The organism is Halopseudomonas phragmitis, from assembly GCF_002056295.1.
GTDB lineage: Bacteria > Pseudomonadota > Gammaproteobacteria > Pseudomonadales > Pseudomonadaceae > Halopseudomonas > Halopseudomonas phragmitis.
Genome location: NZ_CP020100.1, coordinates 254,939 through 278,947 on the forward strand (window position 1 = coordinate 254,939; position 24,009 = coordinate 278,947).

20 protein-coding genes are annotated in these 24,009 nt (G+C 61.2%); 12 read left to right on the forward strand and 8 right to left on the reverse strand.

What is annotated here, in order from left to right:
- Window position 1 precedes the first annotated feature (1 nt).
- From bioC to bioB, 4 genes are all read right to left on the reverse strand, one after another.
- The gene (bioC, locus tag BVH74_RS01155; protein ID WP_080048313.1) at window positions 2-790 is read right to left on the reverse strand and encodes a malonyl-ACP O-methyltransferase BioC; all 789 of its coding nucleotides are present in this window, start codon (window positions 788-790) and stop codon (window positions 2-4) included.
- Window positions 783-1,499: an alpha/beta fold hydrolase gene (locus BVH74_RS01160; protein ID WP_080048314.1), complete on the reverse strand. Its 717-nt coding sequence runs from the start codon at window positions 1,497-1,499 to the stop codon at window positions 783-785. Before BVH74_RS01160 ends, bioC begins: the two co-directional genes overlap by 8 nt.
- Window positions 1,496-2,665 (reverse strand): 8-amino-7-oxononanoate synthase, encoded by a 1,170-nt coding sequence (bioF, locus tag BVH74_RS01165; RefSeq protein ID WP_080048315.1) that lies wholly within the window; start codon window positions 2,663-2,665, stop codon window positions 1,496-1,498. The genes BVH74_RS01160 and bioF overlap by 4 nt, the downstream gene beginning before the upstream one ends.
- Window positions 2,666-2,911: 246 nt before the next feature.
- Window positions 2,912-3,958 carry a biotin synthase BioB gene (bioB, locus tag BVH74_RS01170; protein ID WP_119702168.1) on the reverse strand — a complete coding sequence of 349 codons (1,047 nt, stop codon included), beginning with the start codon at window positions 3,956-3,958 and terminating at the stop codon, window positions 2,912-2,914.
- A gap of 88 nt (window positions 3,959-4,046) precedes the next feature.
- Here bioB and BVH74_RS01175 point away from each other — a divergent pair, with 88 nt between their 5' ends.
- From BVH74_RS01175 to BVH74_RS01210, 8 genes are all read left to right on the forward strand, one after another.
- A complete protein-coding gene (locus BVH74_RS01175) occupies window positions 4,047-4,760 on the forward strand; it encodes a ComFC family protein (protein WP_080048317.1) in 714 nt (237 codons plus the stop codon).
- Window positions 4,761-4,875: 115 nt separating this feature from the next.
- On the forward strand, window positions 4,876-5,853 hold the full coding sequence (locus tag BVH74_RS01180) for a serine/threonine protein kinase (protein ID WP_080048318.1): 978 nt from the start codon (window positions 4,876-4,878) through the stop codon (window positions 5,851-5,853).
- Between the two features lie 221 nt (window positions 5,854-6,074).
- Window positions 6,075-7,877, forward strand: a complete 1,803-nt coding sequence (locus tag BVH74_RS01185) for an acyl-CoA dehydrogenase (protein WP_080048319.1) — start codon at window positions 6,075-6,077, stop codon at window positions 7,875-7,877.
- 114 nt (window positions 7,878-7,991) lie between these two features.
- Window positions 7,992-11,288: a mechanosensitive channel MscK gene (mscK, locus tag BVH74_RS01190; protein ID WP_080048320.1), complete on the forward strand. Its 3,297-nt coding sequence runs from the start codon at window positions 7,992-7,994 to the stop codon at window positions 11,286-11,288.
- A 102-nt stretch (window positions 11,289-11,390) separates the two neighbouring features.
- Window positions 11,391-11,957, forward strand: a complete 567-nt coding sequence (efpL, locus tag BVH74_RS01195; RefSeq protein WP_080048321.1) for an elongation factor P-like protein EfpL — start codon at window positions 11,391-11,393, stop codon at window positions 11,955-11,957.
- A gap of 35 nt (window positions 11,958-11,992) precedes the next feature.
- Window positions 11,993-12,649, forward strand: a complete 657-nt coding sequence (locus BVH74_RS01200) for an alpha/beta hydrolase (protein ID WP_080048322.1) — start codon at window positions 11,993-11,995, stop codon at window positions 12,647-12,649.
- A gap of 251 nt (window positions 12,650-12,900) precedes the next feature.
- Window positions 12,901-14,448: an ATP-dependent RNA helicase RhlB gene (rhlB, locus tag BVH74_RS01205; RefSeq protein WP_373279470.1), complete on the forward strand. Its 1,548-nt coding sequence runs from the start codon at window positions 12,901-12,903 to the stop codon at window positions 14,446-14,448.
- A 547-nt stretch (window positions 14,449-14,995) separates the two neighbouring features.
- Complete coding sequence (locus tag BVH74_RS01210; RefSeq protein WP_080048324.1) at window positions 14,996-16,378, forward strand: PhoH family protein; 1,383 nt, start codon at window positions 14,996-14,998, stop codon at window positions 16,376-16,378.
- 56 nt (window positions 16,379-16,434) lie between these two features.
- On the opposite strand, the gene BVH74_RS01215 is transcribed toward BVH74_RS01210, so the two are convergent.
- Window positions 16,435-18,111 (reverse strand): phosphate ABC transporter substrate-binding/OmpA family protein, encoded by a 1,677-nt coding sequence (locus BVH74_RS01215; protein WP_177344500.1) that lies wholly within the window; start codon window positions 18,109-18,111, stop codon window positions 16,435-16,437.
- A 194-nt stretch (window positions 18,112-18,305) separates the two neighbouring features.
- Here BVH74_RS01215 and yaaA point away from each other — a divergent pair, with 194 nt between their 5' ends.
- Window positions 18,306-19,082, forward strand: coding sequence for a peroxide stress protein YaaA (gene yaaA, locus BVH74_RS01220; RefSeq protein ID WP_080048326.1), 777 nt, complete (start codon window positions 18,306-18,308; stop codon window positions 19,080-19,082).
- A gap of 394 nt (window positions 19,083-19,476) precedes the next feature.
- On the opposite strand, the gene BVH74_RS01225 is transcribed toward yaaA, so the two are convergent.
- Window positions 19,477-20,250, reverse strand: a complete 774-nt coding sequence (locus BVH74_RS01225; RefSeq protein ID WP_080048327.1) for a class II aldolase/adducin family protein — start codon at window positions 20,248-20,250, stop codon at window positions 19,477-19,479.
- Window positions 20,251-20,403: 153 nt separating this feature from the next.
- Here BVH74_RS01225 and BVH74_RS01230 point away from each other — a divergent pair, with 153 nt between their 5' ends.
- Complete coding sequence (locus BVH74_RS01230; RefSeq protein WP_131038240.1) at window positions 20,404-21,105, forward strand: Crp/Fnr family transcriptional regulator; 702 nt, start codon at window positions 20,404-20,406, stop codon at window positions 21,103-21,105.
- On the opposite strand, the gene BVH74_RS01235 is transcribed toward BVH74_RS01230, so the two are convergent.
- Complete coding sequence (locus BVH74_RS01235; RefSeq protein WP_080048329.1) at window positions 21,095-21,547, reverse strand: flavodoxin domain-containing protein; 453 nt, start codon at window positions 21,545-21,547, stop codon at window positions 21,095-21,097. The two genes, BVH74_RS01230 and BVH74_RS01235, sit on opposite strands and share 11 nt — an antisense overlap.
- 122 nt (window positions 21,548-21,669) lie before the next feature.
- On the opposite strand from BVH74_RS01235, the gene BVH74_RS01240 reads away from it, so the two are divergent.
- Window positions 21,670-22,125: a PAS domain-containing protein gene (locus BVH74_RS01240; protein WP_080048330.1), complete on the forward strand. Its 456-nt coding sequence runs from the start codon at window positions 21,670-21,672 to the stop codon at window positions 22,123-22,125.
- Here BVH74_RS01240 and BVH74_RS01245 read toward each other — a convergent pair.
- Window positions 22,116-23,066, reverse strand: coding sequence for a MerR family transcriptional regulator (locus tag BVH74_RS01245; RefSeq protein ID WP_177344501.1), 951 nt, complete (start codon window positions 23,064-23,066; stop codon window positions 22,116-22,118). The genes BVH74_RS01240 and BVH74_RS01245 overlap by 10 nt on opposite strands.
- 224 nt (window positions 23,067-23,290) lie before the next feature.
- Between BVH74_RS01245 and folM the strand changes: the two genes are divergently transcribed.
- Window positions 23,291-23,992, forward strand: a complete 702-nt coding sequence (folM, locus tag BVH74_RS01250; RefSeq protein ID WP_080048332.1) for a dihydromonapterin reductase — start codon at window positions 23,291-23,293, stop codon at window positions 23,990-23,992.
- The last annotated feature ends 17 nt before the right edge of the window (window positions 23,993-24,009 follow it).

The window sequence follows — 24,009 nt, forward strand, 5'->3', positions numbered from 1 at the left end:
TTCAACCCTCCTTATAAAGCTGAACCTGGGCGACGTGGTAAGTGGCGGGCAGGCCTTGAGGCTGGCGATAGCTTTCATAAGCCTCGGTCAGGGCTCGCAAGCGCGCCCTGCCAGTCAGGCCGCCGGGCCGCCCGGGGTTGATGTTGTGGGCACCCAACGCCTTGAGTTCATGGGTCAGGCCACTGAGTTGGGGGTAATGCAGCACATGGGTTTCGATATCGCAGCTCAGGCCGGCAAAACCGGCACTGGCCAGACAATCCCGCAGATGGGCTTCAGGCATGAAGCGATTGACGTGCACGAAGCCATCCACTGCCTGCCAGGCGGCGCGCAATTCACTCAGTGATCCTTCTACCAGTGTAGTCAACGCCAACCGCCCACCTGGTCGCAGGGCCCGCCGCGCCTCGGCCAGGGCCTTGCCCAAGTCCGGGCACCACTGCAGCGCCAGGCTGGAAAAGATCAGATCCTGGGATTCATCCCGCAGCGGCAGTGCCTCGGCATCGGCGGCGATCCAGCCATGTCCGGTCTCGCCCTGCTCACGGGCAAAACGCAACATGCCTTCGGCCAGATCAAGCCCGGCAACCGGCACCGCATAACGCCGGGCCAGCGCCCGGGTGAAGTAGCCGGTGCCACAACCCAGGTCGACGACGTACTCCGGCTGCCAGGCCGCTGGCAAGCGCTCAAGCAGGTTGTGCCCGACCTGACGCTGAAAGGCCGCTGCCTGATCATAGGTGGCGGCCGCCCGCCCGAACGAACTGGCGACCTGCTGTTTGTCGATCACGGCCTCAGGCATCACGAGCCTCGAGAAACTCGCCGATCCGGGCCGCCAGCCAGACTGGCTGCTCCAGAGGCAGGGCATGACTGGCCTGACCATGCACAACCAGCCGCACACCCGGCGCCAGGGTCCGCAAATGATCAGCCAGCGCCACCGGCACCAGGGCATCACGCGCAGCCAGGCAATGCAGGCTGGCTGTCGGGTTGTTTTTCAGGGCACTGCGGTGGTCAAGCACACCAAGCAGAGCCAGGGCATGCAGGCGCTGCTCTTCGTCGGCCTGATCCCAGCTCAGCATGCGGCTGAGGCTGCGGGCCTGATCACTGCCCTGGGTCACCAGCAAGGCAAAGCGTTTGAGGGTCTTGTCTGGTTGCAGGCGAAAGTCATTGAGAAAGGCCTTGAAGGTGGCAGTGGCCATGGCCTCGGGCCAGTCTTCGCGGGCAACGAAGCAGGCATTGCTGGCGATAGTCACCACCTGCCGATAACGCTCAGGGAAACGCCGTTGCAACTGCATGGCCAGCATCCCGCCCAGCGACCAGCCAACCAGCACACCGGGCGGCAGGCGCTCGGCCAGCTCACTCAGATCGGTCTCCAGGCTGGACATCTGCACCGCGGGCAACTCATGGGCAGCAACCTGCCAGCCCGGCAGTTCTTCGCCCAGCGCTGCCGTCAGCGGTTGCATGCTGGCAGCGGCCTGGGCCCAGCCCGGTAACAGACTGAGGTTGTTCATTCGCCCTCCGGCAGTTCACGTAATGCCTGTTGCAGCGCTTCAAGCAATTGGTTGACATCATCTTCGCTGTGCAGCGCCGACAGCGTTACCCGCAGCCGGGCGGTGCCACGCGGTACGGTGGGCGGTCGAATCGCGGTAACCAGAATGCCGCGCCGCCGCAGGGCCGCCGACAGTCCCAGCGCGCGTTCGCTGCTGCCAACCAGAATCGGCTGGATCGGGGTCGGGCTGTCCATCAGATTCAGCCCCAGCGCGCTGACGCCCAGGCGGAACTGGGCGATCAACTGGGCCAGGCGCTCGCGCCGCCAGTGCTCACCCTGCAGCAACTGCAGGCTACGCAGCGTGGCGCAGGCGACTGCCGGCGGCTGGCTGGTGGTATAGATGTACGGGCGGGCAAACTGGATCAGGCTTTCGATCAGTTCCTCACTGCCGGCAACGAAGGCTCCAGCGGTGCCGAACGCCTTGCCCAGGGTGCCAATCAGCACCGGCACCTGATCAACGTTCAGGCCAAAATGCTCGACGATCCCGCCACCATTGCGGCCCAGGCAGCCAAAGCCGTGGGCATCGTCAACCATCACCCAGGCGCCGTGCTCGCGGGCCTTGGCGCACAACGCCGGCAGCTCGGCCAGGTCGCCGTCCATGCTGAACACGCCGTCGGTTACCACCAGCGTGTTGCCTTCGGCCTTGGCCAGACGGCTGCCAAGGCTTTCAATATCGTTGTGCAGATAGCGTGAGAAGCGCGCGCCGCTGAGCAGCCCGGCATCCAGCAACGAGGCATGATTGAGGCGATCTTCCAGCACTGTATCGCCCTGGCCAACCAACGCCGTTACCGTGCCCAGATTGGCCATGTAGCCGCTGGACAGCAGCAGCGCCCGTGGGCGACCGGTGAATTCGGCCAAGGCCTCTTCCAGAGCATGGTGCGGGCTGCTGTGGCCTACCACCAGATGCGATGCACCGCCGCCGACACCCCACTGCCGGGCACCTTCGGCGAAGGCTTCGATCACCGCCGGATGACTGGCCAGACCCAGATAGTCGTTGTTGCAGAACGCCAGCAGCGGCTGGCCATCAACCACCACCCGCACCCCTTGCGGCGATTCCAGCAACGGACGCTGACGGTAGAGGTGGGCGGCGCGGCGTTCAGCCAGGCGCGAAGACAGATCAAAGGGCATAGTGGCTCTTCAGAAAGTGCAGGCCGTTTCAGCAGCCGTGCGAGGAAAACACTGATCAAGTTGGACCTTGCGCCTGTCGCATTGTCCTACCCCTGGGCCAGGCACGCTGTGAACCCATCCCTGGGCGCTCGACGATGCCCGTCCAGGGCATCGACGGCCTGTCCCAGGGGTAGGACAACACGACACTGGATGCATTGCAGTTGATCAGCGTTTCCCAGCCTGATCAGTGGCCGAGGCTAAACAGCCTCACACCGCCGCATTGACGAACAGCGCACTGTCACGCTGCTCCACCAGAGCCTGCTCGATGGCGGCCTGATGAACTTCATCGTCATGTTCTTCGCGCTCTTCCGGCTTGATGCCCAGGCGCTCGAACAGGCGCATGTCTTTCTCAGCCTGCGGGTTGGAGGTGGTCAGCAGACGGTCACCGTAGAAGATCGAGTTGGCGCCGGCGAAGAACGCCAGCGACTGGGTCTGCTCGTTCATCTGCTCGCGCCCGGCAGACAGCCGCACATGCGATTTCGGCATCATGATCCGGGCTACCGCCAGGGTGCGGATGAAGTCGAACGGATCGACATCTTCCTCGCTTTCCAGCGGAGTGCCCTTGACCTTGACCAGCATGTTGATCGGCACGCTTTCCGGGTGCTCCGGCAGGTTGGCCAGCTGAATCAGCAGGCCGGCGCGGTCTTCCAGGCTTTCACCCATGCCAAGAATACCGCCGGAGCAGATTTTCATGCCGGCATCACGGACGTACGACAGGGTTTGCAAACGCTCGCCAAAAGTCCGGGTGGTGATGATGTTGCCGTAGAACTCCGGCGAGGTATCCAGGTTGTGGTTGTAGTAGTCCAGCCCAGCCTCGGCCAGCGCCGCGGTCTGCTCCTTGGTCAGCTTGCCCAGGGTCATGCAGGTTTCCAGCCCCAGCGCACGCACGCCACGGACCATCTGCAGAACGTAGGGCATGTCTTTGTCAGACGGATGTTTCCAGGCCGCGCCCATGCAGAAGCGGGTGGCGCCGATGGCCTTGGCCTTGGCGGCCTCGTCCAGCACCTTCTGCACTTCCATCAGCTTTTCCTTGTCCAGGCCGGTGTTGTAGTGGCCGGATTGCGGACAATACTTGCAGTCTTCCGGGCAGGCGCCGGTCTTGATCGACAGCAACGTGGAGACCTGAACCCGGTTGGCATCGAAATGCTGGCGGTGCACAGTCTGCGCCTGGAACAGCAGGTCATTGAAAGGCTGACGGAACAGCGCGAGAACCTCGGCCTGGGTCCAGTCGTGACGAAGTGCGGATTGGGTCATGGAATACATCCTTGGCGATTGCACGGTGCCCCCGAAGGGGTAACTCTTATGACTCGCATCATAGCGACGGCAAGGAGGCTGTCAACCCATGATCAAGCACAAGGTTTACCAGTGGTTATTATTTAACCAATCGCATTGCCTGTTATGCCTGGGCAGTCAACCCAATGCTGCCGGGCTATGCGAGAGCTGTCTGGCCGAGCTGCCCTGGCAAGGCCCACAGTGCCGTCAATGTGCTCTGCCGCTGAGCAGCGCCGAGCAGTTGTGCGGCAAATGCCAGCAGTCACCCCCGGCCTTTGCTCAGGTTGTTGCGCCGCTGCTCTATCAGTTCCCACTCGACAGCCTGATCCCGGCGTTCAAGCATCACGGCCAGTTAGCATACGGTCGTATGCTGGCCCGGCTGCTGAGTGACGCTGTTCAGCATCATTATCAGGAACGGCAACTGGCCTGGCCGGATCTGCTGCTACCCATGCCCCTGCACCCCAAGCGTCAGGCCCGACGGGGTTTCAATCAGGCCTTCGAGCTGGCCAGGCCAATAGCCCGCAGCCTGAAGCTGAAGCTCGACAGCAATAATCTGATCCGCCAACGGCCAACACCGGCCCAGCAAGGGCTCAATGCCGACGAGCGCCGACGCAATCTGGCCGGCGCCTTTCACTGCCGCCACCCCGAGCGGCTGGCGGGCCTGCATCTGGCGCTGATCGATGATGTGCTGACTACCGGCAGCAGCGCCCAGGAAGCCAGCCGCACCTTGCTGGCCGCCGGAGCGGCCAGTGTCAGTGTCTGGTGCGTGGCGCGCACGCCTTAGCCAGCCCGACATGGATTGTCACAGGTCTAACGGCCTTCGCAATGACGGTTAGACTTGACCTTGTCTGCGGCAACCATCAGCCTTCACCCCTGCCCCTCAGATACGGAGCTGTCCGATGTCCACCCACCCGTTCGCCACCCTCACCCCGGATACCGTGCTCGATGCGGTGGAAAGCCTGGGGCTGGTCAGTGACGCCCGTATTCTGACATTGAACAGTTACGAGAACCGGGTATTTCAGGTTGGCATCGAGGGTCAGCAACCATTGATCGCCAAGTTCTACCGCCCGGACCGCTGGTCCGATGAGGCCATCCTTGAGGAGCACGCCTTCTCCCAGGAACTGGCCGAACGCGATATTCCGGTGATTGCGCCCACCGCCTACGCTGGCCGCACCCTGTTCGAGCATGCCGGCTTTCGTTTCAGTCTGTTCCGCCGCTTCGGTGGCCGGGCACCGGAGTTCGATGATCCTGACCAGTTGCTGATGCTGGGGCGCCTGCTCGGACGCTTGCATGCGGTTGGCGCGATGCGCCCGTTCGAGCACCGGCCGGCGCTGACCGTCGACAATTTCGGGCATGAGAGCCTGAACTTTCTGCGTGAGCACGACTGTGTCCCGGACAGCCTGCGCCCGGCCTACTTCTCGGTGGCCGACGACCTGCTGAAACGGATTGAAGCGCAGATGGCCGAGCATCCGTACCAGTCGATCCGCCTGCACGGCGATCTGCACGTCGGCAATCTGCTGTGGCGCGATGACCTGCTGTATATGGTTGATATGGATGACTGCCGCATGGGCCCGGCGGTTCAGGATCTGTGGATGATGCTCTCGGGCGAACGTGACCAGCGCCAGGCGCAACTGGCCGAGCTGGTCGATGGCTACAATGAATTCCACGATTTCGACCCGCGCCAGCTCAACCTGATCGAGTCGCTGCGCAGCCTGCGGCTGATTCACTACAGCGCCTGGCTGGCCCGACGCTGGGATGACCCGGCATTTCCCAAGCACTTCCCCTGGTTCGCCAGTGAGCGCTACTGGGCCGAACAGGTTCTGACCCTGCGCGAGCAACGCGCGGCATTGGATGAACTGCCGCTGCGGCTTTTCTGACTGGATTGCCACGCCGCTACGCGGCTCGCAATGACGGGGAACGGCTGAAGGCTGGGGCCTTTCCCGTCATCGCGAGGGTCGCAGACCCGTGGCGATCCAGGATTTGGTAGCCTGGCAGGGCGAGCCCGGTCTGATTCGCGGGCATCACAGTTATCAATGAAAGTTTTCAGTCATATTCCGAACACCTACACTCGCCCGCGTTCTCAACAGAGGTTACTGTCATGACCGATATCCTGCCCGATGCCCGCAACCTGGCCTTTGAGCTCTACGAAGTGCTGGATGCCGAGGCTCTGACCCAGCGCGAGCGTTTCGCCGAGCACAACCGCGAGACCTTCGACGCCTCGATCAACACCGCCCGCGCCATCGCCGAGAAATATTTCCTGCCGCACAATCGCAAAAGCGATGAAAACGAGCCGCAGTATGTCGATGGCGCCGCCGAACTGATTCCCGAGGTCAAACCAGCGGTCGACGCGTTCCTTGAGGCCGGTTTCCTGAATGCCACCCGCAGCTTCGAGCAGGGCGGCATGCAACTGCCTACGCTGTTGTCCCAGGCCTGCTTTACCCAGTTCCAGGCCGCCAACATCGCCACCTCGTCCTACGCCATGCTGACCATGGGCGCAGCCAACCTGATCGAGACCTTCGGTAATGAGGAACAGAAACAGCGTTTCCTGCAACCGATGATCGAGGGCCGGTTCTTCGGCACCATGGCCCTGACCGAGCCGCATGCCGGTTCCTCGCTGTCGGACATTCGCACCAAGGCCGAACCGGCCGCCGATGGCAGCTATCGACTCAAGGGCAACAAGATTTTCATTTCCGGCGGCGATCACCCGCTGTCGGAGAATATCGTGCACATGGTTCTGGCCAAGCTGCCCGACGCCCCGCCCGGGGTCAAAGGCATCAGCCTGTTCATCGTGCCCAAGTTCCTGGTCAACGATGACGGCAGCCTGGGCCAGCGCAATGACGTGACCCTGGCCGGCCTGTTCCACAAGATGGGCTGGCGCGGTACTACTTCCACCGCGCTGAACTTCGGTGACAATGGCGAGTGCGTCGGCTATCTGGTGGGCAAGCCGCATCATGGTCTGAACTACATGTTCCAGATGATGAACGAGGCCCGTATTGGCGTTGGCATGGGTGCGGTCATGCTCGGCTACGCCGGCTACCAGTACTCGCTGGACTACGCCCGCAACCGCCCGCAGGGCCGCCTGCCGGACGGCAAGGATCCGACCAGCCCGCAGGTGGCGATCGTCGAGCACACCGACGTCAAACGTATGCTGCTGACCCAGAAGGCCTACGTTGAAGGTGGCTATGACCTGGGGCTCTATGCCTCACGACTGGTCGACGACAGTGAAACCCTGCCGACCGAGCAGGAGCGCAAAGACGCCCACCAGTTGCTCGATCTGCTGACCCCGATCGTCAAGGCCTGGCCGTCAGACTACTGCCTCAAGGCCAACGAACTGGCGATCCAGATTCTTGGTGGCCATGGCTACACCCGTGAATACCCGGTCGAGCAGTACTACCGCGACAATCGCCTGAACCCGATCCATGAAGGCACCAACGGCATCCAGTCGCTGGATCTGCTGGGGCGCAAGGTGGTGATGAACAACGGCGCCGCGCTCAAGCAGCTGTCAGCCCTGATCCAGGACACCTGCCAGCGTGCTGGCGAGCATACCGAGCTGAACGGCCTGCGCGAGCCGCTGGAAAAGCTCCATGCGCATCTGGGTAAGGTGACTCTGAGCCTGCTCGGCAACCTCGGCCAGGGCAAGGTCAACGAGGCGCTGGCCAACTCGATCCTGTACCTCAACAGCTTCGGTCATATGGTGATCGGCTGGCGCTGGCTGGAACAGGCCGTTCGCGCTCAGCAGGGCCTGAATGCCGGCAACCCGGCTGATGCCGACTTCTATCGCGGCAAGCTGCAAGCCGCCCGTTACTTCCTGACTTGGGAAGTACCGAGCTGCCACCATGCACTGAACCTGCTGGAAAGCCTGGACCCTACCTGTCTGGAAATGCAGGACGCCTGGTTCTAAGCCTCAACGCTGCTTCCTTGTGCCCCGGCCACCAAGGCCGGAGCGCAAGGAAGCGCTTCCCAATACCAGCCAGTCAGACTACCCTTCTGTCAGTCACTGTCTGGAAGCTGCTTCATGCGTTATCCGCTCGTTCTTGTTCTATTCCTGTCCCTGATCTGGCCGCTGCCGGGCTTCGCCCAGTCAGACCTGGATACCACGATTGAGTCGGTGCGCACCAGCATCGAGCACCTGGCCGAAAGCGCCTTGCCCGAAGCCGAGAAGAAGGAATTGCAGGAGCTGTATCAAAGCACTTTGGGCTTTCTGCAGCGCAGCAAGACATCCGATGAAAACCTGGCCGCCCTGCGCCAGGAGCTGGATCAGGCGCCTACGGTCATCAGCGATCTGCGTCGCCAGTCCGAACAACTCAAGGTCACCGACAGCGACCAGTTGCGCCAGCGCTATACCAATCAGAACCTGGAAAGCCTGGAAGAACTGCTGGGCAACAAGGTCGGCCATATGTTCGCCTGGCAGAACGAACTGACCAGCGTCAACAGCGACCTGATTGCCGCCCAAACCCGGCCGGAACGCACCCAATCCAGCATTTCCAGCAACCAGACCCGCGAGCAGGCCATCAACGAGCAGCTTCGGCTGCTGCAGCGCCAGCCCGACAGCGCCGTTAAAAGCGCCAGACAGAGCATGCTGCGGGCCGAATTGCAAAGCCTGCAACGAGCCAACGACCTGCTGCGCCAGCGGCTGCTGGGCAACAGCGTGCTGCAGGATATCGCCACCCAGAAACGCGACCTGCTGAGTCGGCAAATCAGCGAGATCGAAACCGATCTCCAGATCCTCCAGGATGTGATCGACGACAAGCGCCGAACCCAGTCGGAACAGGCTGTCAGCGACGTGGCCAGCCAGGTACTGGAGGGTAGCGAACATCGGGTGTTGCGCGAACAGGCTGGACTCAACCGCCAGCTCAGCGAAGAGCTGCTGCGAATCACCAACCAGATGAGCGACCTGACCCGCAAGAACATCCTGACCCAGCAGCAGATCGACAGCCTGACCCAGATTGATCAGGCGCTGGAACAGCAGATCAGCGTACTGGAAGGCAGCCTGGTGCTGTCACGAATCCTCCAGCAGCAAAAACGCAATTTGCCCCAGGTCCGGGTCGACTCCAGCGTCACCGAACTGATTGCCGAATTGCGCCTGCGTCAGTTCGAGCTGACTCAGTTACGTGATGAACTGGCCACGCCCAGTGCCTATCTGGAACGAGTACTGCAACGCCTGCCGGAAAGCCTGCGCGAGGAATTGCGCCCGGACCTTGAACAGGTGGTCAACAGCCGGCCCACACTGGTCGAGCAACTAATCACCAATAGCAACAACCTGCTGAGCCTGGCCATTACCCTGCAACTGAATCAGCGCCAGCTCCAGCAACTGAGCGGCGACCTGCGCCGCACCATCGATGACCAGTTGTTCTGGGTGCCCAGCAACCGACCGATCGACAAATCCTGGCTGACCGCCCTACCGGGCCGTATCGGCCAGCAGTGGACCGAGCTGGCTCTACTGCAGCAATCCAGCCTGCTAATCAAGGCATTGAGAGACAACCTGCTGGGTGTAGGGCTATTGATCGTCGGCCTGGGATTGTACTTCTGGCGACGACCATTGCTGCGCCGGACCTTGCGGAGCGTGCATGACGACATTGGCCATTTCCGCCGTGACAGCAGCCGACATACACCCAAGGCAATACTGCTGACTGCGCTACTAGTTACGCCCGTGCCCTTCGTGCTGGCCGGACTGGGCCTGATTCTGAAGCTGAGTGAAGCCGACGACCTGACGGCGCTGAGCGCGGCCCTGCTGCAAGCTGCGCTGGCCTGGTTCGTCCTGCATCTGCTGTACCGGGTATTCGATGCCCAGGGTATTGCCGAACGGCATTTCCGCTGGGATACCAAGCTGGTGCAGCGTCTGCACCGCCTGACCCGCGACGTGGCCTGGGTCGCTCTGCCTCTGGTGGTGGTCATCGCCCTGGCCGAAGTGTTGCCCGAGCACTTGAATGACGACGTACTCGGCCGCCTGATCATGTTCTTCGGCCTGTTGGGGCTTGGGGTTCTGCTGGTGCGGCTGATGTGGCGTACCGAGCCACTCTACAGCTCTCGCCTGGTTCACCACAGCGCCACCCTGGTACTAGGCCTGACGCCCCTGATTCTGGCCGGCATGACCGCCTGGGGGTATCACTACACCTCGATCAGACTGGCTGACCGGTTCATCGACACCCTGTATTTGATCGTGGCCTGGATGCTGGTTGAGGGCACAGTAGTGCGCAACCTCAACGTTGCCGGTCGCCGGCTGGCCTATCAACGGGCACTGAGCAAGCGCCAGGCCGCGCAGCAGCAAGCCAAGGAAAGCAGCGAGGACTCAGAGATCGTCGCCGTCGAGATCCCGGAAATGGACCTCCAGCAGATCAACCAGCAATCTCTGCGACTGGCCAAACTGGGGCTGCTGCTGTTGTTCGGCGTATTGGTCTATCTGACCTGGTCTGATCTGGTCAGTGCGGCCTCTTATCTGGAGTCGATTGCCCTCTGGGAATACAACAGCGGGACCGCAGACAACCCGATGATCGTACCCATGAGCGCCGCCGATGTGCTCGGCGCGCTGGTCATCGTGGTGCTGACCATCACGCTGGCCCGCAACCTGCCGGGCCTGCTGGAAATTCTGGTGTTGTCGCGCATGGAGCTGCGCCAGGGCAGCAGCTACGCCATTACCACTCTGCTCAGCTACACCATCATCAGCATCGGTATCATCAGCGGCCTGTCGGCGCTTGGCGTGAGCTGGGACAAGCTGCAATGGCTGGTGGCCGCACTGGGTGTTGGCCTGGGCTTTGGCTTGCAGGAAATCTTCGCCAACTTCATTTCCGGCCTGATCATCCTGTTCGAGCGACCGGTACGCATCGGTGACGTGGTGACCATTGGCACGCTGTCCGGCACGGTCAACCGCATCCGGATTCGCGCCACCACCATCACCGATTTCGACCGCAAGGAAATCATCGTCCCGAACAAGACCTTCGTCACCAGCCAGTTGATCAACTGGTCGCTGAACGACACCGTGACCCGGGTGACGGTCAAGCTCGGGGCGGCCTATGGTTCGGATCTGGCGCTGATCAAGCAATTGCTGCTGCAGATCGCTGACAACAACAGCCGGGTACTCAAGGACCCGGCGCCGGTTGTACTGTTCCTCAACTTTGGTGACAGCACCCTGGACCATGAACTGCGTATTCATGTGAAGGAACTGGGTGACCGCAACCCGGCCATCGATGAAATCAACCGTGAAATCGATCGACTGTTCCGCGAAAACAACATCGAAATCGCCTTCCGCCAGGTCGACGTCAACCTGCGCACCAGCGAAGGTCTGGAGAAGCTGATCGAAAGCCGCAAGGGCTAAGGGGCTGGAAACTGCGAGCCTTGATTGGGAACGAGCCTAACGCTTGAAGCTTTGGGCTCGAAGCCTGAAAATGCCGCAGTCCACCACCTCGAGAACTCTCCGATGCCCAAAGCTTCCGAATTGAAAAAAGGCCAGATCGTGCAGGTCAACGGCCAGCCGCACATCGTCTCGCAGATCGACGTCAAAAGCCCGTCCTCGCGCAGCGGCACCACCCTGTACAAGGTGCGCTTCAACCATGTGCAGACCAAGCAGAAAGTCGACCAGAGCCTGACCGGCGATGACTTTCTGACCCCGGTGGACTTTCAGAAGCGCCCGGTTGCTTTCCTCTATCAGGATGCCGACGGCTACACCTTCATGGATAACGAAGACTTCGCCCAGTTCACCCTGAGTGCCGAACAACTCGAAGAGCAGTTGCCCTATCTGTACGAGAGTATCGAAGGTTTGTATGGCCTGCTGGTTGAAGGCAACCTGGTTGGCGTGGAGCTGCCAGCCGTGGTGGAAATGCCGATTGAAGACACCCCGCCGGCGATCAAGGGCTCTTCGGCCAGCGCCCGGACCAAGACTGCACGCTTTGCCACCGGCCTGGAAATCCAGATCCCCGAGTATCTGGAAACCGGTGAAGTGGTGCGCATCAACACCGAATCCGGCAAGTTCATGTCCCGCGCCTGATGCGCGGCAAGCCACAACAGACAGAAGAGAGCCCCATGACCAGCCCCCACATCATCGAGCCTACCAGCCCTGCCGACGCCTGCGTGATCTGGCTGCATGGCCTTGGCGCCGACCGCTTCGACTTCGTCCCGGTAGTCCAGATGCTCGGCCTGCCGGCCGGGCATGGCATTCGCTTCATCTTTCCCCAGGCGCCGACTCGGCCGGTCACCATCAATGGCGGCTTCCCGATGCCAAGCTGGTACGACATTCTCGGCATGGCGCCAGCCCGCGCCATCAATCATGAGCAGATGCAGCAGTCGGCTGACAGCGTAGAAGCTCTGATCCAGCAACAACTGGCAGAGGGCATTGCTGCCGAGCGCATCATCCTGGCCGGTTTCTCTCAGGGCGGCGCGGTTGTGCTGCACAACGCTGCTCAGCAACGCCGGGCACTGGGCGGGGTCATGGCGCTGTCGACCTACGGCCCGACCCTGGACAGTCTGCTGGGCACCCCCGGCGCACCAGCCCTGGACATCTTCTTCGGTCACGGCCGCCACGACGACATCGTTCTGCCGGCCATGGGGCGTGATGCCTGTGAGCGCATGCAGGCTGCTGGTCACCGTGTGGAGTGGCATGACTACCCGATGACCCACGAAGTCTGCCCGCAGGAAATTGCCGACATCCGCCACTGGCTGGGCAGCCGGCTCGGTCTCTGAATCCAGCTTGCGATTCGCCAGCCAACCCCGTCATCGCGCAAGGTCCACAGTGCAGACAGGTGCGGGGTTGAACTGGCTACCTCCCCCCTGTCATCGCGAGGGCCACCGGCCCGTGGCGATCCAGATGCCTGGCGCATGCACGCGGCAACAATCTGAACTGTTCAAAAAATCACCGGCCGGAGTCTTCGCACTCTGCCCGGCTTGCATTACACTGGCCCGTTGACACTCACCCTCAAGCCAGAGAGATGCCTGTGCTTAAAGCACTAAAAAAACTATTCAACAAACCCGGAGAGCCGCTGCAGGAAGACAGCCTGCCCGATATTGAAAAACAGCAAGCGGCTACCAAGGAAAAAAGCCGCGCGCCCAGGGACAGCAAGCCCCGTCAGGACAAGCCCCAGGCCGGGAAAGACGCACGCAAACCCCGACAGCAGGACAAACCCAAGCGTAAATCCCAGGCACCGGCCGAACCAGCCAAGCCCTGGTCGCTACACGATTTCCAGGTCGCTCCGGCCGAAGGTAAGACCCGCTTCCACGACTTCCCGCTGCCTGACAGCCTGATGCGCGCCATTCAGGAGCAGGGCTTCAGCTATTGCACCCCGATTCAGGCTGCCGTGCTGGGCAAGACCCTGCGTGGCCAGGACGCTATCGGCCGGGCCCAGACCGGCACCGGCAAGACTGCCGCGTTCCTCACCTCGACCATCTCCCAGTTGCTGGACACCCCGCCACCGGACGAACGCTTCATGGGCGAGCCGCGCGCGCTGATCATTGCCCCGACCCGCGAGCTGGTCATGCAGATTGCCAGCGACGCCGAAGGTCTGACCAAGCACTGCAAGCTCAACGTCATGACCTTCGTCGGCGGCATGGATATCGACAAGCAACTGCGTCAGCTCGAACAGCGCTACTGCGACATTCTGGTCGCCACTCCAGGCCGGTTGCTGGACTTCTGCAACCGGGGTGAAGTACATCTGGATCTGGTGGAAATACTGGTCCTGGATGAAGCCGACCGCATGCTCGACATGGGCTTTATTCCCCAGGTGCGCCAGATCATCCGCCAGACTCCGCGCAAGGGTGAGCGCCAGACCCTGCTGTTTTCGGCCACCTTCAGCGATGACGTGATGAACCTGGCCCGGCAATGGACCGAAAATCCCGCAGTGGTCGAAATCGAGCCAGAACGCCCGGCCTCGGAAAACGTCACCCAGCAGGTCTATGCGGTCAGCGGCAGCGACAAATACAAGCTGCTGTTCAACCTGGTGACCCAGCTGGAACTGGAGCGGGTGATGGTGTTCGCCAACCGCAAGGACGAAGTGCGGCGCATTCAGGAGCGCCTGGTACGCGACGGTATCGATGCCGCTCAACTGTCCGGCGACGTGCCGCAACAAAAGCGCGTGCGTACTCTGGAGAACTTCAAGAACGGCAAGCTGCGAGTACTGGTGGCCACCGACGTGGCCGGACGCGGCATTCATATCGACGGCATCAGCCACGTGATCAACTACACCCTGCCGGAAGACCCTGAAGACTACGTGCACCGCATCGGTCGTACCGGGCGCGCTGGCGCCAAGGGAACCTCGATCAGTTTTGCCGGTGAGGATGATGCCTTTCAGGTGCCGCCGATCGAAGAACTGCTGGGCGGCAAGCTGGACTGCATTCCACCGGAGGAGCGTTTCCTCAAGCCGGTGCCCAAGCATCAGCACAGCGCCGAAGAACATGCCGAAATCCGCGCCAACGAGACCGCCCAGGCCGAAGCCGCCGCCCGCGCCCGCCGGCGCAGCAGCAACCGCCGCGATACCCGCCGGCGCTAAGGAAACATTGATTAATTGCACGCAAGCTCAGTAGCCCAGTTGGCGCTGACCTGTTCTGGACTGTCGATGCCCTGGACGGGCATCGTCAAGCCCCCAGGGGTGAGGCAAGCGTTTACGAAGCATGCTTCGTGCGCAGCCGAACGCCGACCGATCTGTGATCGGTTGGCCGGACCCGGAGGGGGTTCACGGCGTGTCCAGAACAGGTCAGCGACAATTGGGCCAACACTGAAACAGGCTTAACCAGTGTTCCCAAAGCAAATCAATCAGGGAATGTTCCAACCGAGGCGCGGCAATTTTTCAACTGCCGGGCCGATGACTATAACGTGGTTTTTTCACCCCTGCCCAGCGCTGTTCGTCGATTGATGAATTAAATTTTTTTGCGCTTGTCAGCGTCACGAAAGCTGCGCTATACCTCGTTCAACCGGTTCCAACCCAAGGGTGATCCCTTGATACCCATGGGCGACGAGAACCGGCCCCGCGGACTGCCAGGTCCCGCCAGGGCACTGATACAGTTCGGAATGATCGGCCCCTTGCGAGGTGTACGCCTATGGATGCGTGCGGACATACCCGACACACTTTCTACGTCCTTGATACCAATGTCCTGATTCACGACCCCAACGCCCTGCTCAACTTCGAGGAACACCACGTCATCATCCCGATGACAGTCCTGGAAGAACTCGACAAGCTCAAATCCGGAAAATCCAGCACCGCCGCTGACTGCCGCCAGGCAATTCGCGTAATCGACAAGACCCTGAATGATGCACCACCCGACCAGGTTGAACAGGGCGTACCGATCCAGCGCGGCAAACTCGGCCCCAACGGCACGCTGGCAATCCTGATGGAAAAAGCGCCGACACCCTCGCTCTGCCTACCCAACGACCTCAACGACAACAAGATCATCAACCAGCTTTGCCTGCTCAAACAGCTTCACCCCGAAGATCGCATCGTCCTGGTCTCCAAGGACATCAACATGCGCCTGAAGGCGCGTGGCTGCGGGATCGATGCCGAGGACTACCACACCGACCAACTGCTCGACGACATTGATCTGCTGGCTCGTGGTTACCATCAGGTCGAAGGTTCATTCTGGGACCGGGTTACCAAGGTCGAAACCCGGCAGTTGAGTGGCCAGACCCTGCACGATGTGCAACTGACCGACAACCTGCCCGCCCTGCACATCAACGATTTCATCATCGACGATCAAGGGTTCATCGGCTGGGTCAAATCAATCCAGGGTGGTCAGTTGTGTATCCGTGATCTGCATCAGGAGCCGCTGCTGCATCAGGAAGCCTGGGGCCTGCGCCCACGCGACGTGTTCCAGGCACTGGCCATGTACGCCCTGCTCGATCCAGACATCCATCTGGTCAACCTGACCGGCGCTGCCGGCTCGGGCAAGACCATCCTGGCGCTGGCCGCAGCCATCGAGCAGACCATGGTCAGCAAGACCTACCGGCGGATCATTGCCACCCGCAGCACCCAGGGCCTGGACGAAGACATTGGTTTTCTGCCCGGCACCGAAGCGGAGAAAATGGAACCCTGGCTCGGCGCGATCACCGACAATCTGGAAGCCCTGCACCTGGATGACGAGTGCACCCACAGCAGTGTCGATTACATCCTCGACCGGGTGCCGCTACAGTTCAAATCCCTGAACTACATTCGCGGTCGCAGCTTTCAGCAAAGCTTCATCCTGATCGACGAAAGCCAGAACCTCACCCCGCACCAGATCAAGACCATCATTACCCGCGCCGGTAGCGGCTCGAAGGTGGTCTGCCTGGGCAACCTGGCGCAGATCGACACGCCCTACCTCAACGCCACCAGTTCAGGCCTGACCTACCTGACCGAATGCTTCAAGGACTTCCCCCACGGTGTGCACATTCACCTGCAGGGCGTTCCGCGTTCGCTGTTGGCCGAGTATGCGGAGAGTCATCTGTAAAACCCTTCACCGGAGGCTGGCAGCCCCAGCCTCCGGCCTACTGGGTCATTGCCGGGCTATTCCAAGGTAAACCACTGTACTTCGACGCGGCGATTGAGATCGCTGTTGCTACCGACCGGCTCTTCCCAGCCACGCCCGACCAGCTCGATCCGGTCACGCTCAATGTCAGGGTGACGTTCCAGCAGCGCATCGGCCACCGCCTGGGTACGTTGACGTGACAACTCCATGGCCTTCATCGCCATGGCGCGCACCAGCGCCGGTCCACCCTGACGTTCGAACTCGGGCACGCTCTGGTCATCGACGTGCCCTCTCAGCAGCACCATTGAACCCGGACTGACCTGCAGGAAGCGCTTGATATCATCCAGAAACGCCTGGTTCTCGCTGGCCCGCGCATCCAGTACCGCTGAGTTGGGGTTGAAAAAGAAGCGGATGTCCTTGCTGAGCAGGGCATCACCCTCAATCGCTACACGGTTATGAGTCTTGATCGGCGCAATGGCAATGCTCTGACCGGCATAAATGCCACTGGCGTCCAGCGCTTGCAGAGCGGCCAGATCGACGAAACGGGCCGGATCGGACGGGTTGCGGATCAGGTTGCCGTAAGCCAGCACGGAAGACTGGAAAATACCCTGGTAGGAGCCGGCCGAGTCAATGGTGCCTTCGAAAAAGGCCTTGTTCTCCGGTACGTTGCTGAAGTGCACCTTGCCAAGCTCATCCCGCGTCTCGTCCTCGCTCCAGCCAAAAGCCCGGCCAACCAGAGCCAGATGAGCCTCAGGGGTTTCACGCAGTTGCTGGTTACCTTCCATCAGGCCATGCACCAGGCCTTCGACCATGCGCGGCTGACTTTCGGCAAAGCCCTTGTTGACCAGCAACAGGTCGGCGATGACCAGCAGGTTGCGGTTTGAGACCAGCATTTTCGCCAGGCCGCGCGACTCTGCCACAACCTGATCGGTACGCGGCGACCAGCCCACACAACCGTTCAGACGCCCGGTGCCAGCCTCCAGCACCTGTGCGTAGGCGTCGCAGGCAACCACCGCATCCTCATAAAACACCAGCCCAAGCTCAGCCGCACCCGGACGTGCATCCAGATCATCCAACACCCGGATCGGCACACCGGCCTCGGAAGCCAGATAACGGATGAAGAAGTCGCTCTCATTGAATTGGCTTGCTGCCAGCACCTTGCCCTTGAGCTGGTTAATGCTGGTGATGCCCTGATCTACCACGACCTGATTGGCGCCCCGTGAGAAGGCAATCTGGGCCGGCACCTTGACCTCGAACTGACGCCCCAACACAGCCAGCACATCGGCGGTGGTGACCGAAACCCCGACCTGACCGCTGTTGAGCTTCGACCAACCCTCTTCTTCGCTCAAGGTCAGCCGCACCTGAAAGCCGTACTCACGGGCAAAAATCGAGTCCGGATTAGGCTCCAGCCCGCCGTTGGCGACGACCAAGCCGGCGTAACCGGCGTATTCACTGATGTCCACATCAACCACACCGCCCTGCGGCACATAGGGCGCAGCCGGGGCCAGTGTCGGCAAACTTTGCAGTGGCTCCTCGGGCACAGGCACACCGGAGTCGGGGGCAGAGTCCTGGGTTATGTCGGCTGCGCTCTCCTGATGGCCATCCCCATCCTGAGCAAGCATCCACACGCCCATGCCGACCAGGACCGCAACCAGCATGAAAAAAACAAAAATGCCGGCTACCGAACCGGCCTGCCGCTGTCGCAGCTCTTTCATGAACAATCTCCTTTTGTGATAAGCATCAGGCATCCCTTGCAGCATCAGGGCAATGCGCGCAGCCGGCTAAGTTACTTGACTCGCCGTTGCAACGAAAGCCCTTGAGGGTGATTAGCCGCCTCTATCAAACCAATACACACTCTCTTATGCGGCTTGCGGCATAATAGGCCCCAGCTATTAACGGAGGTGCTTTTATGCTGATGGTCATTTCCCCGGCCAAGACCCTGGATTACGACACCGCGCCGGTGATCAGCGATTACACCGAGCCACGCTTTGTCGAACATAGCCAGGCACTGATCAAGATCCTGCGCGACAAGTCGGTACAGGACATTGCCGAGTTGATGTCGTTGTCGGACAAGCTGGCCGCGCTTAACGTTGCCCGCTACGGCAGCTGGCACCCGCAGAGCACGCCCGACAATGCCAAGCAGGCGCTGCTGGCCTTCAAGGGGGATGTCTATACCGGGCTGAACGCCGAGGATTTCGAGGCTGAGGATTTCGCCTTCGCCCAGCGTCACCTGCGCATGCTGTCAGGCCTCTACGGGCTGCTGCGCCCGCTGGATCTGATGCAGCCGTATCGACTGGAAATGGGCACCAGGCTGGCCAACCCACAGGGCAAGGATCTGTATGCATTCTGGGGGGATCAGATCAGTGAATGGCTGAACCAGGACCTGGCTGAACAGGGCGATCAGGTGCTGCTCAACCTGGCCTCGCAGGAATACTTTGGCGCAGTCAAACCCAAGGCGCTGAACGCCCGGGTGATCAATACCGAGTTCCGCGACCAGAAGAACGGTCAGTACAAGATCATCAGCTTCTACGCCAAAAAGGCCCGTGGCCTGATGGCCCGCTACGTGATCAAGGAGCGCCTGACCGATCCGCAAGCGCTAAAGGACTTCAACCTGGACGGCTACTACTACGACCCGGCCAGCTCCAGCAACGACAAGCTGGTGTTTTTACGCGACGAGCAGAGCTGAGCCCACTGGATCGCCACGGGCCTGCGGCCCTCGCGATGACGGGGAAGAGGTGCGAACCCTACCTACACGGACTCCCGCCCAGGACAAGGGTATCGCCCTCGCCTCGCCAAAAGCATACAGCCCTCTCTCCCACTAAGGAGAGAGGGTACAGCTCTCAACCCGCCAGAAGCGAACAACCCCCGCTTCCACCGAGGAAAGAGCGCAGCCCTTGCCCGCCAGCCCTCCCTCCCGCTAAGGAAAAAGGGCACAGCCCTCAACCCACCAAAGCGCCCTCCGCTTCTGCCGAGGAAAAAGAGCGCACGCCAGGGGAGCGGGCGCAGCCCACACGCAGGGCACCACCGCCTCCCCGTCATTGCGAGCCGCGTAGCGGCGTGGCAATCCAGAGCGGGGTCGATCAGCTATCAAAGCCCGGGTAAAGCCGCTGCACCTTGCGCAGCAGAGCCGGCCAGGCCAGGTTGGCGCCAGCGCCCTTGGTAACGTCGCGCATGCTCTGAATCGCGCTATCAAGAATCACCTGCGGAATCGGAATCAGCTCACTGCCACCGGCCTGAGCCTGGACCTGAATCTCGCAGCAACGCTGCAGGGTATACATGCCCAGGAAGGCTTCAGCGACGTTGCGGCCACAGGTCATCAGACCGTGGTTACGCAGCACCATGTTCTTGGTCATGCCCAGATCCTTCTGCAGGCGAGCTTTCTCGTCCTCACGCAGGGCCACACCCTCATAGTCGTGGTAGGACAGACTGCTGAGTACAAACAGTGCCTGCTGGGAAATCGGCAGAATGCCGTCCTTCTGCGCCGACACACCAACACCGGCATTGGTGTGAGTGTGCAGCACGCAACCAACATCGTGGCGCACCTCATGCACAGCGCTGTGGATGGTGAACCCGGCCGGATTGATATCGTAGGGCGAGTCCATCAGCTTGTTGCCTTCCAGGTCGATCTTGACCAGGTTGGAGGCGGTAATTTCTTCAAACATCAAGCCATAGGGGTTGATCAGGAAGTGCTCGGTGCCCGGGATCTTGGCTGAGATATGAGTGAACACCACATCATCCCAACCGTACATGGCGACCAGGCGGTAGCAGGCGGCCAGATCGACACGGGTCTGCCATTCCTCGGCGCTGACCTGATCCTTGACGTCGAGTACCGGCAGGTTCTGCATTGCATTCATCGGGCTATCCTCTTGTGATTGTTGGGATCACTGATCCACAGCCGGCCAAGATGCGGCATACTGTCGCGATCAGTCATAGGGGGAGTCTAGACCGTGACCGCGAAGCGGACTGTCTCGCAATTTACAGTGTCGGGCAAAGCCGAAGATCATAAATTGGCCAAGCTGCTACAGGACAACCGCTGGTTCAGCGAATTGCCACAGCCGGTGCTCGACGATATTCAGGCCCAGGCCCGTTATCGCAAGCTGGAAGATGGCGAGTGCGTCTACGCCAAAGATGATATGCCCGATGGCCTGTACGGGGTACTCAGTGGTGCGGCCCGGATCAGCAACATCGGCCAGGACGGACGCGAGGCGGTACTGGCAATTCTCAGCCCGGGTAGCTGGTTCGGTGAGGTGTCGCTGTTCGATGGCCTGCCGCGCTCACATGATACCCACGCCAGCGGCCCGACCGAACTGCTGTTCATTCCACGCCAGAATTTTCAGCAGTTGCTGGAACGTCATGCCGAGCTTTACCCGCTGTTCATGCGCCTGCTCTGCCGTCGCCTGCGGTTGTCATTCACCATGCAGGAAGACAGCGCCCTGCTGCCTCTGCCATCGCGCCTGGCCAAACGTCTGCTGATGCATGCCCACAACTACGGCCAGACCGAAGACTCCGGCGGCCGGCTGGCAGTGCAACTGTCTCAGGAATCTCTGGGGCTGATGCTCAACAGCTCGCGGCAAAGCATCAACAAGCTGCTCAAGCGTCTGGAGGCAGCCGGCTGGCTACAGATCCGCTACGGCCTGATCATCATCGCCGATGAACAGGCCCTGGCCCAGTTGGCCAACGGCGAGCAGCCGGAAGACGTCAGCCCTTGAGCAGTGCGGCCAGTTCGTCGATCCAGGGCTCGGCGTCGAGTTCGGGGGTCACGGTTTCACTGGCATCCAGTTGCAACATGGGCAGCGCCTCACGGGCCTGCAACTCCAGCATCAGCTCGCGCAGCAGTTGGCCACCCTGGCAGAAGGTATCGCCATAGGAGGAATCGCCCAGGGCGATCACCCCGAACGGTACGCCAGTAAACAGCGGGAAGCGATCCTGCAGTTCGTGATAGAACGGCAGCAGGCTGTCGGGCAACTCGCCCATGCCGGTGGTCGACGTACACAACACAATGGCTTGAGGCTGGCTGGCCAGCAGCGCATCCACCGTTGCCGGCTTGACCCGGCTTACTTGCAAACCGGCTGCGGCCAGACGCGCGGCGGCCTCATCAGCCACCAGATCTGCCGTGCCATAAACCGAACCACTGACTACCGTGACCTGCATAAACGCCCCCATGACTGTTGAACGGGGGCTATTATGCCGGATTAGGAACCGGACTGCCCGGCCATGGACAGCCAGACCCGATCCGATAGAATGTCAGCAAACCCTATGAGAGCGCTGCGGCAATGATCAATGCCAAACTACTGCAAATGGTGGTCAATGCATCCAATGACGGCATCGTGGTGGCCGAACAGGAAGGCGACGACAACATTCTGATTTACGTGAACGAAGCCTTCGAGCGGCTGACCGGCTTCAAGGCCGAGGACATCCTTTACCAGGACTGCCGCTTCCTGCAGAAAGATGATCGCGACCAGCCCGGCCTGCGCAACATTCGCGAGGCGATCCGCGCTGGCCGCCCCTGCCGTGAGGTGATACGCAACTATCACAAGGACGGCTCGCTGTTCTGGAATGAACTATCGATCACACCGGTGTTCAACGAAGCTGATCAGCTCACCTACTTCATCGGCATTCAGAAGGATGTCACCGTCCAGGTCGAAGCCCAGCAGCGGTTGCAGGAGCTGGAAGCCCAGGTAGCCCAGCTCAAGCAGCAACTGGCTGCCCTGAACGGCGATCAGGGCTGATCCAGACGACCGCCCAGTAACGCCCGCAGACGCCAGGTCAGACCCTGGTCCAACTCACCCAGCAGCACCACGCCCTGCTTGCTCAGGGCCACGCTCTGCTGCTGGCAAGCATCCCCTACCAACGCCAGCGGGCACTCCAGCGCCTGCTCCAGGCGGCGCAGGGTGGTCAGCACCCCGCCCTCCAGAGGCTGATCGGCGTACAACAGCACGGCGGCATAGCCATCCGCCGGGATCTGGCCAGCCAAACTCGCCAACCCCACCGGCTCGAACAGACTGACAGGCGCGGCATCAGCATCGGCAATCAGCGCCGCCGCCAGCAATAGCTCCAGCTCTTGCTGAGGTCCCGGCAGATTGATCAACAGCACACTGGGCGCCTCTGGGCTGTGATAGGCAATCCGCTGGAACAGCCGGCTGCGCAAGAAACCATCCAGCAAAGCCCAGCAGGCCGGTCCGGTACTCTGCGAGCGTTCACGCCAGATTCGCCAGACCGGCAGCAGAACATCGGCAAAGGCTACCGCCAGCGGAAAACTGGCCATGATCTGACCATAGACCGACTCCAGTTGGCGCACGTCAAACCCCACCAACGCTGCATGCAACCGCTCGCGCCAGATCCGCAGTGCAGCCGGCAAGGGCTCGGCATCGGCAGTGGCTGCCGGTTCAGGTAGTGGCTGCCGGTCGATGACCGACGCTACCTTGCTGACCGTAACGCCCCGCTTGATCCAGGCGGTAATGGCCCGCACCCGCTCAATATCGGCCATCGAGTACAGGCGGTGACCACTGTCGGTCCGGTGCGGGACCAATAACCCATAGCGGCGCTCCCAGGCCCGCAGGGTTACCGAGTTGACTCCGGTCAGGCGCGACACTTCACGGATCGGATAAAGCTCCTCCTGCTCCAGTCGCTCGAGCGGGCAGCCTTCTGTATTGGCGCTATCATCGGTCATGTTGGCATGCTGTCTGTTGTCCGCCGACAGGCGGTGTTGGCTCAAACGGAACACGGCGTTAATTAAGTTGTACCAGTATTGTACAACAGCGCAAACACTGTAACACTTTGCAGAACAACCAGAGCGGTTAAAGGTATCCGGACCACAACGCGCTACAGTCCCGGGCAGGTTTGCATGATAATATTCATCGCCCGTCCAGAACATGGACATCCAGAAGGCTGAAGATGAACGACACCCCAGCAGTGCTGATTACTGGCGGCGCCCAACGCGTTGGCCTGCACTGTGCGCGCCGGTTCGTCGAAGACGGCTACCCGGTGATCATCACCTGCCGCCGGCTGCGCCAGGAGTGGCAGGCAAATCCGTTACAGGGCATTGAGCCGATCCTCGCCGACTTTTCCACCCAGGCCGGCATCGAGCGGCTGGTCGCTCAGCTCCACGAGCGCGGCACCCGGTTGCGGGCACTGATTCACAATGCCTCGCTCTGGCTCGATGACAGCCACGCCGGCGAAGGCTTCCAGCAGATGTTCATGATCCACATGCAGGCCCCCTATCTGCTGAACCTGGCCTGCGCCGACCTGTTCCCCAACGATCAGCCGGCCGACATCATCCACCTGAGCGATGACGTGACCCGTCGCGGCAGTGCCAAACATATCGCCTACGCCGCCAGCAAATCCGGCCTGGAAGGAATGACCCGCTCCTTCGCGACCCGTTTCGCACCACGGATCAAGGTCAATGCCATCGCCCCAGCCCTGATCATGTTCAACGACGGCGACAGCCCCGCCTATCGGGAACGGGCACTGGCCAAATCAGCCTTGGGTCTCGAGCCCGGGCCGGAAGTGGTCTACCAGTCCATTCGCTACCTGATGGACAACCCTTACGTCACAGGTACCTGCCTTGAGCTGAACGGCGGCAGGCACCTCAAATAATCAGTACGGAATTTCCG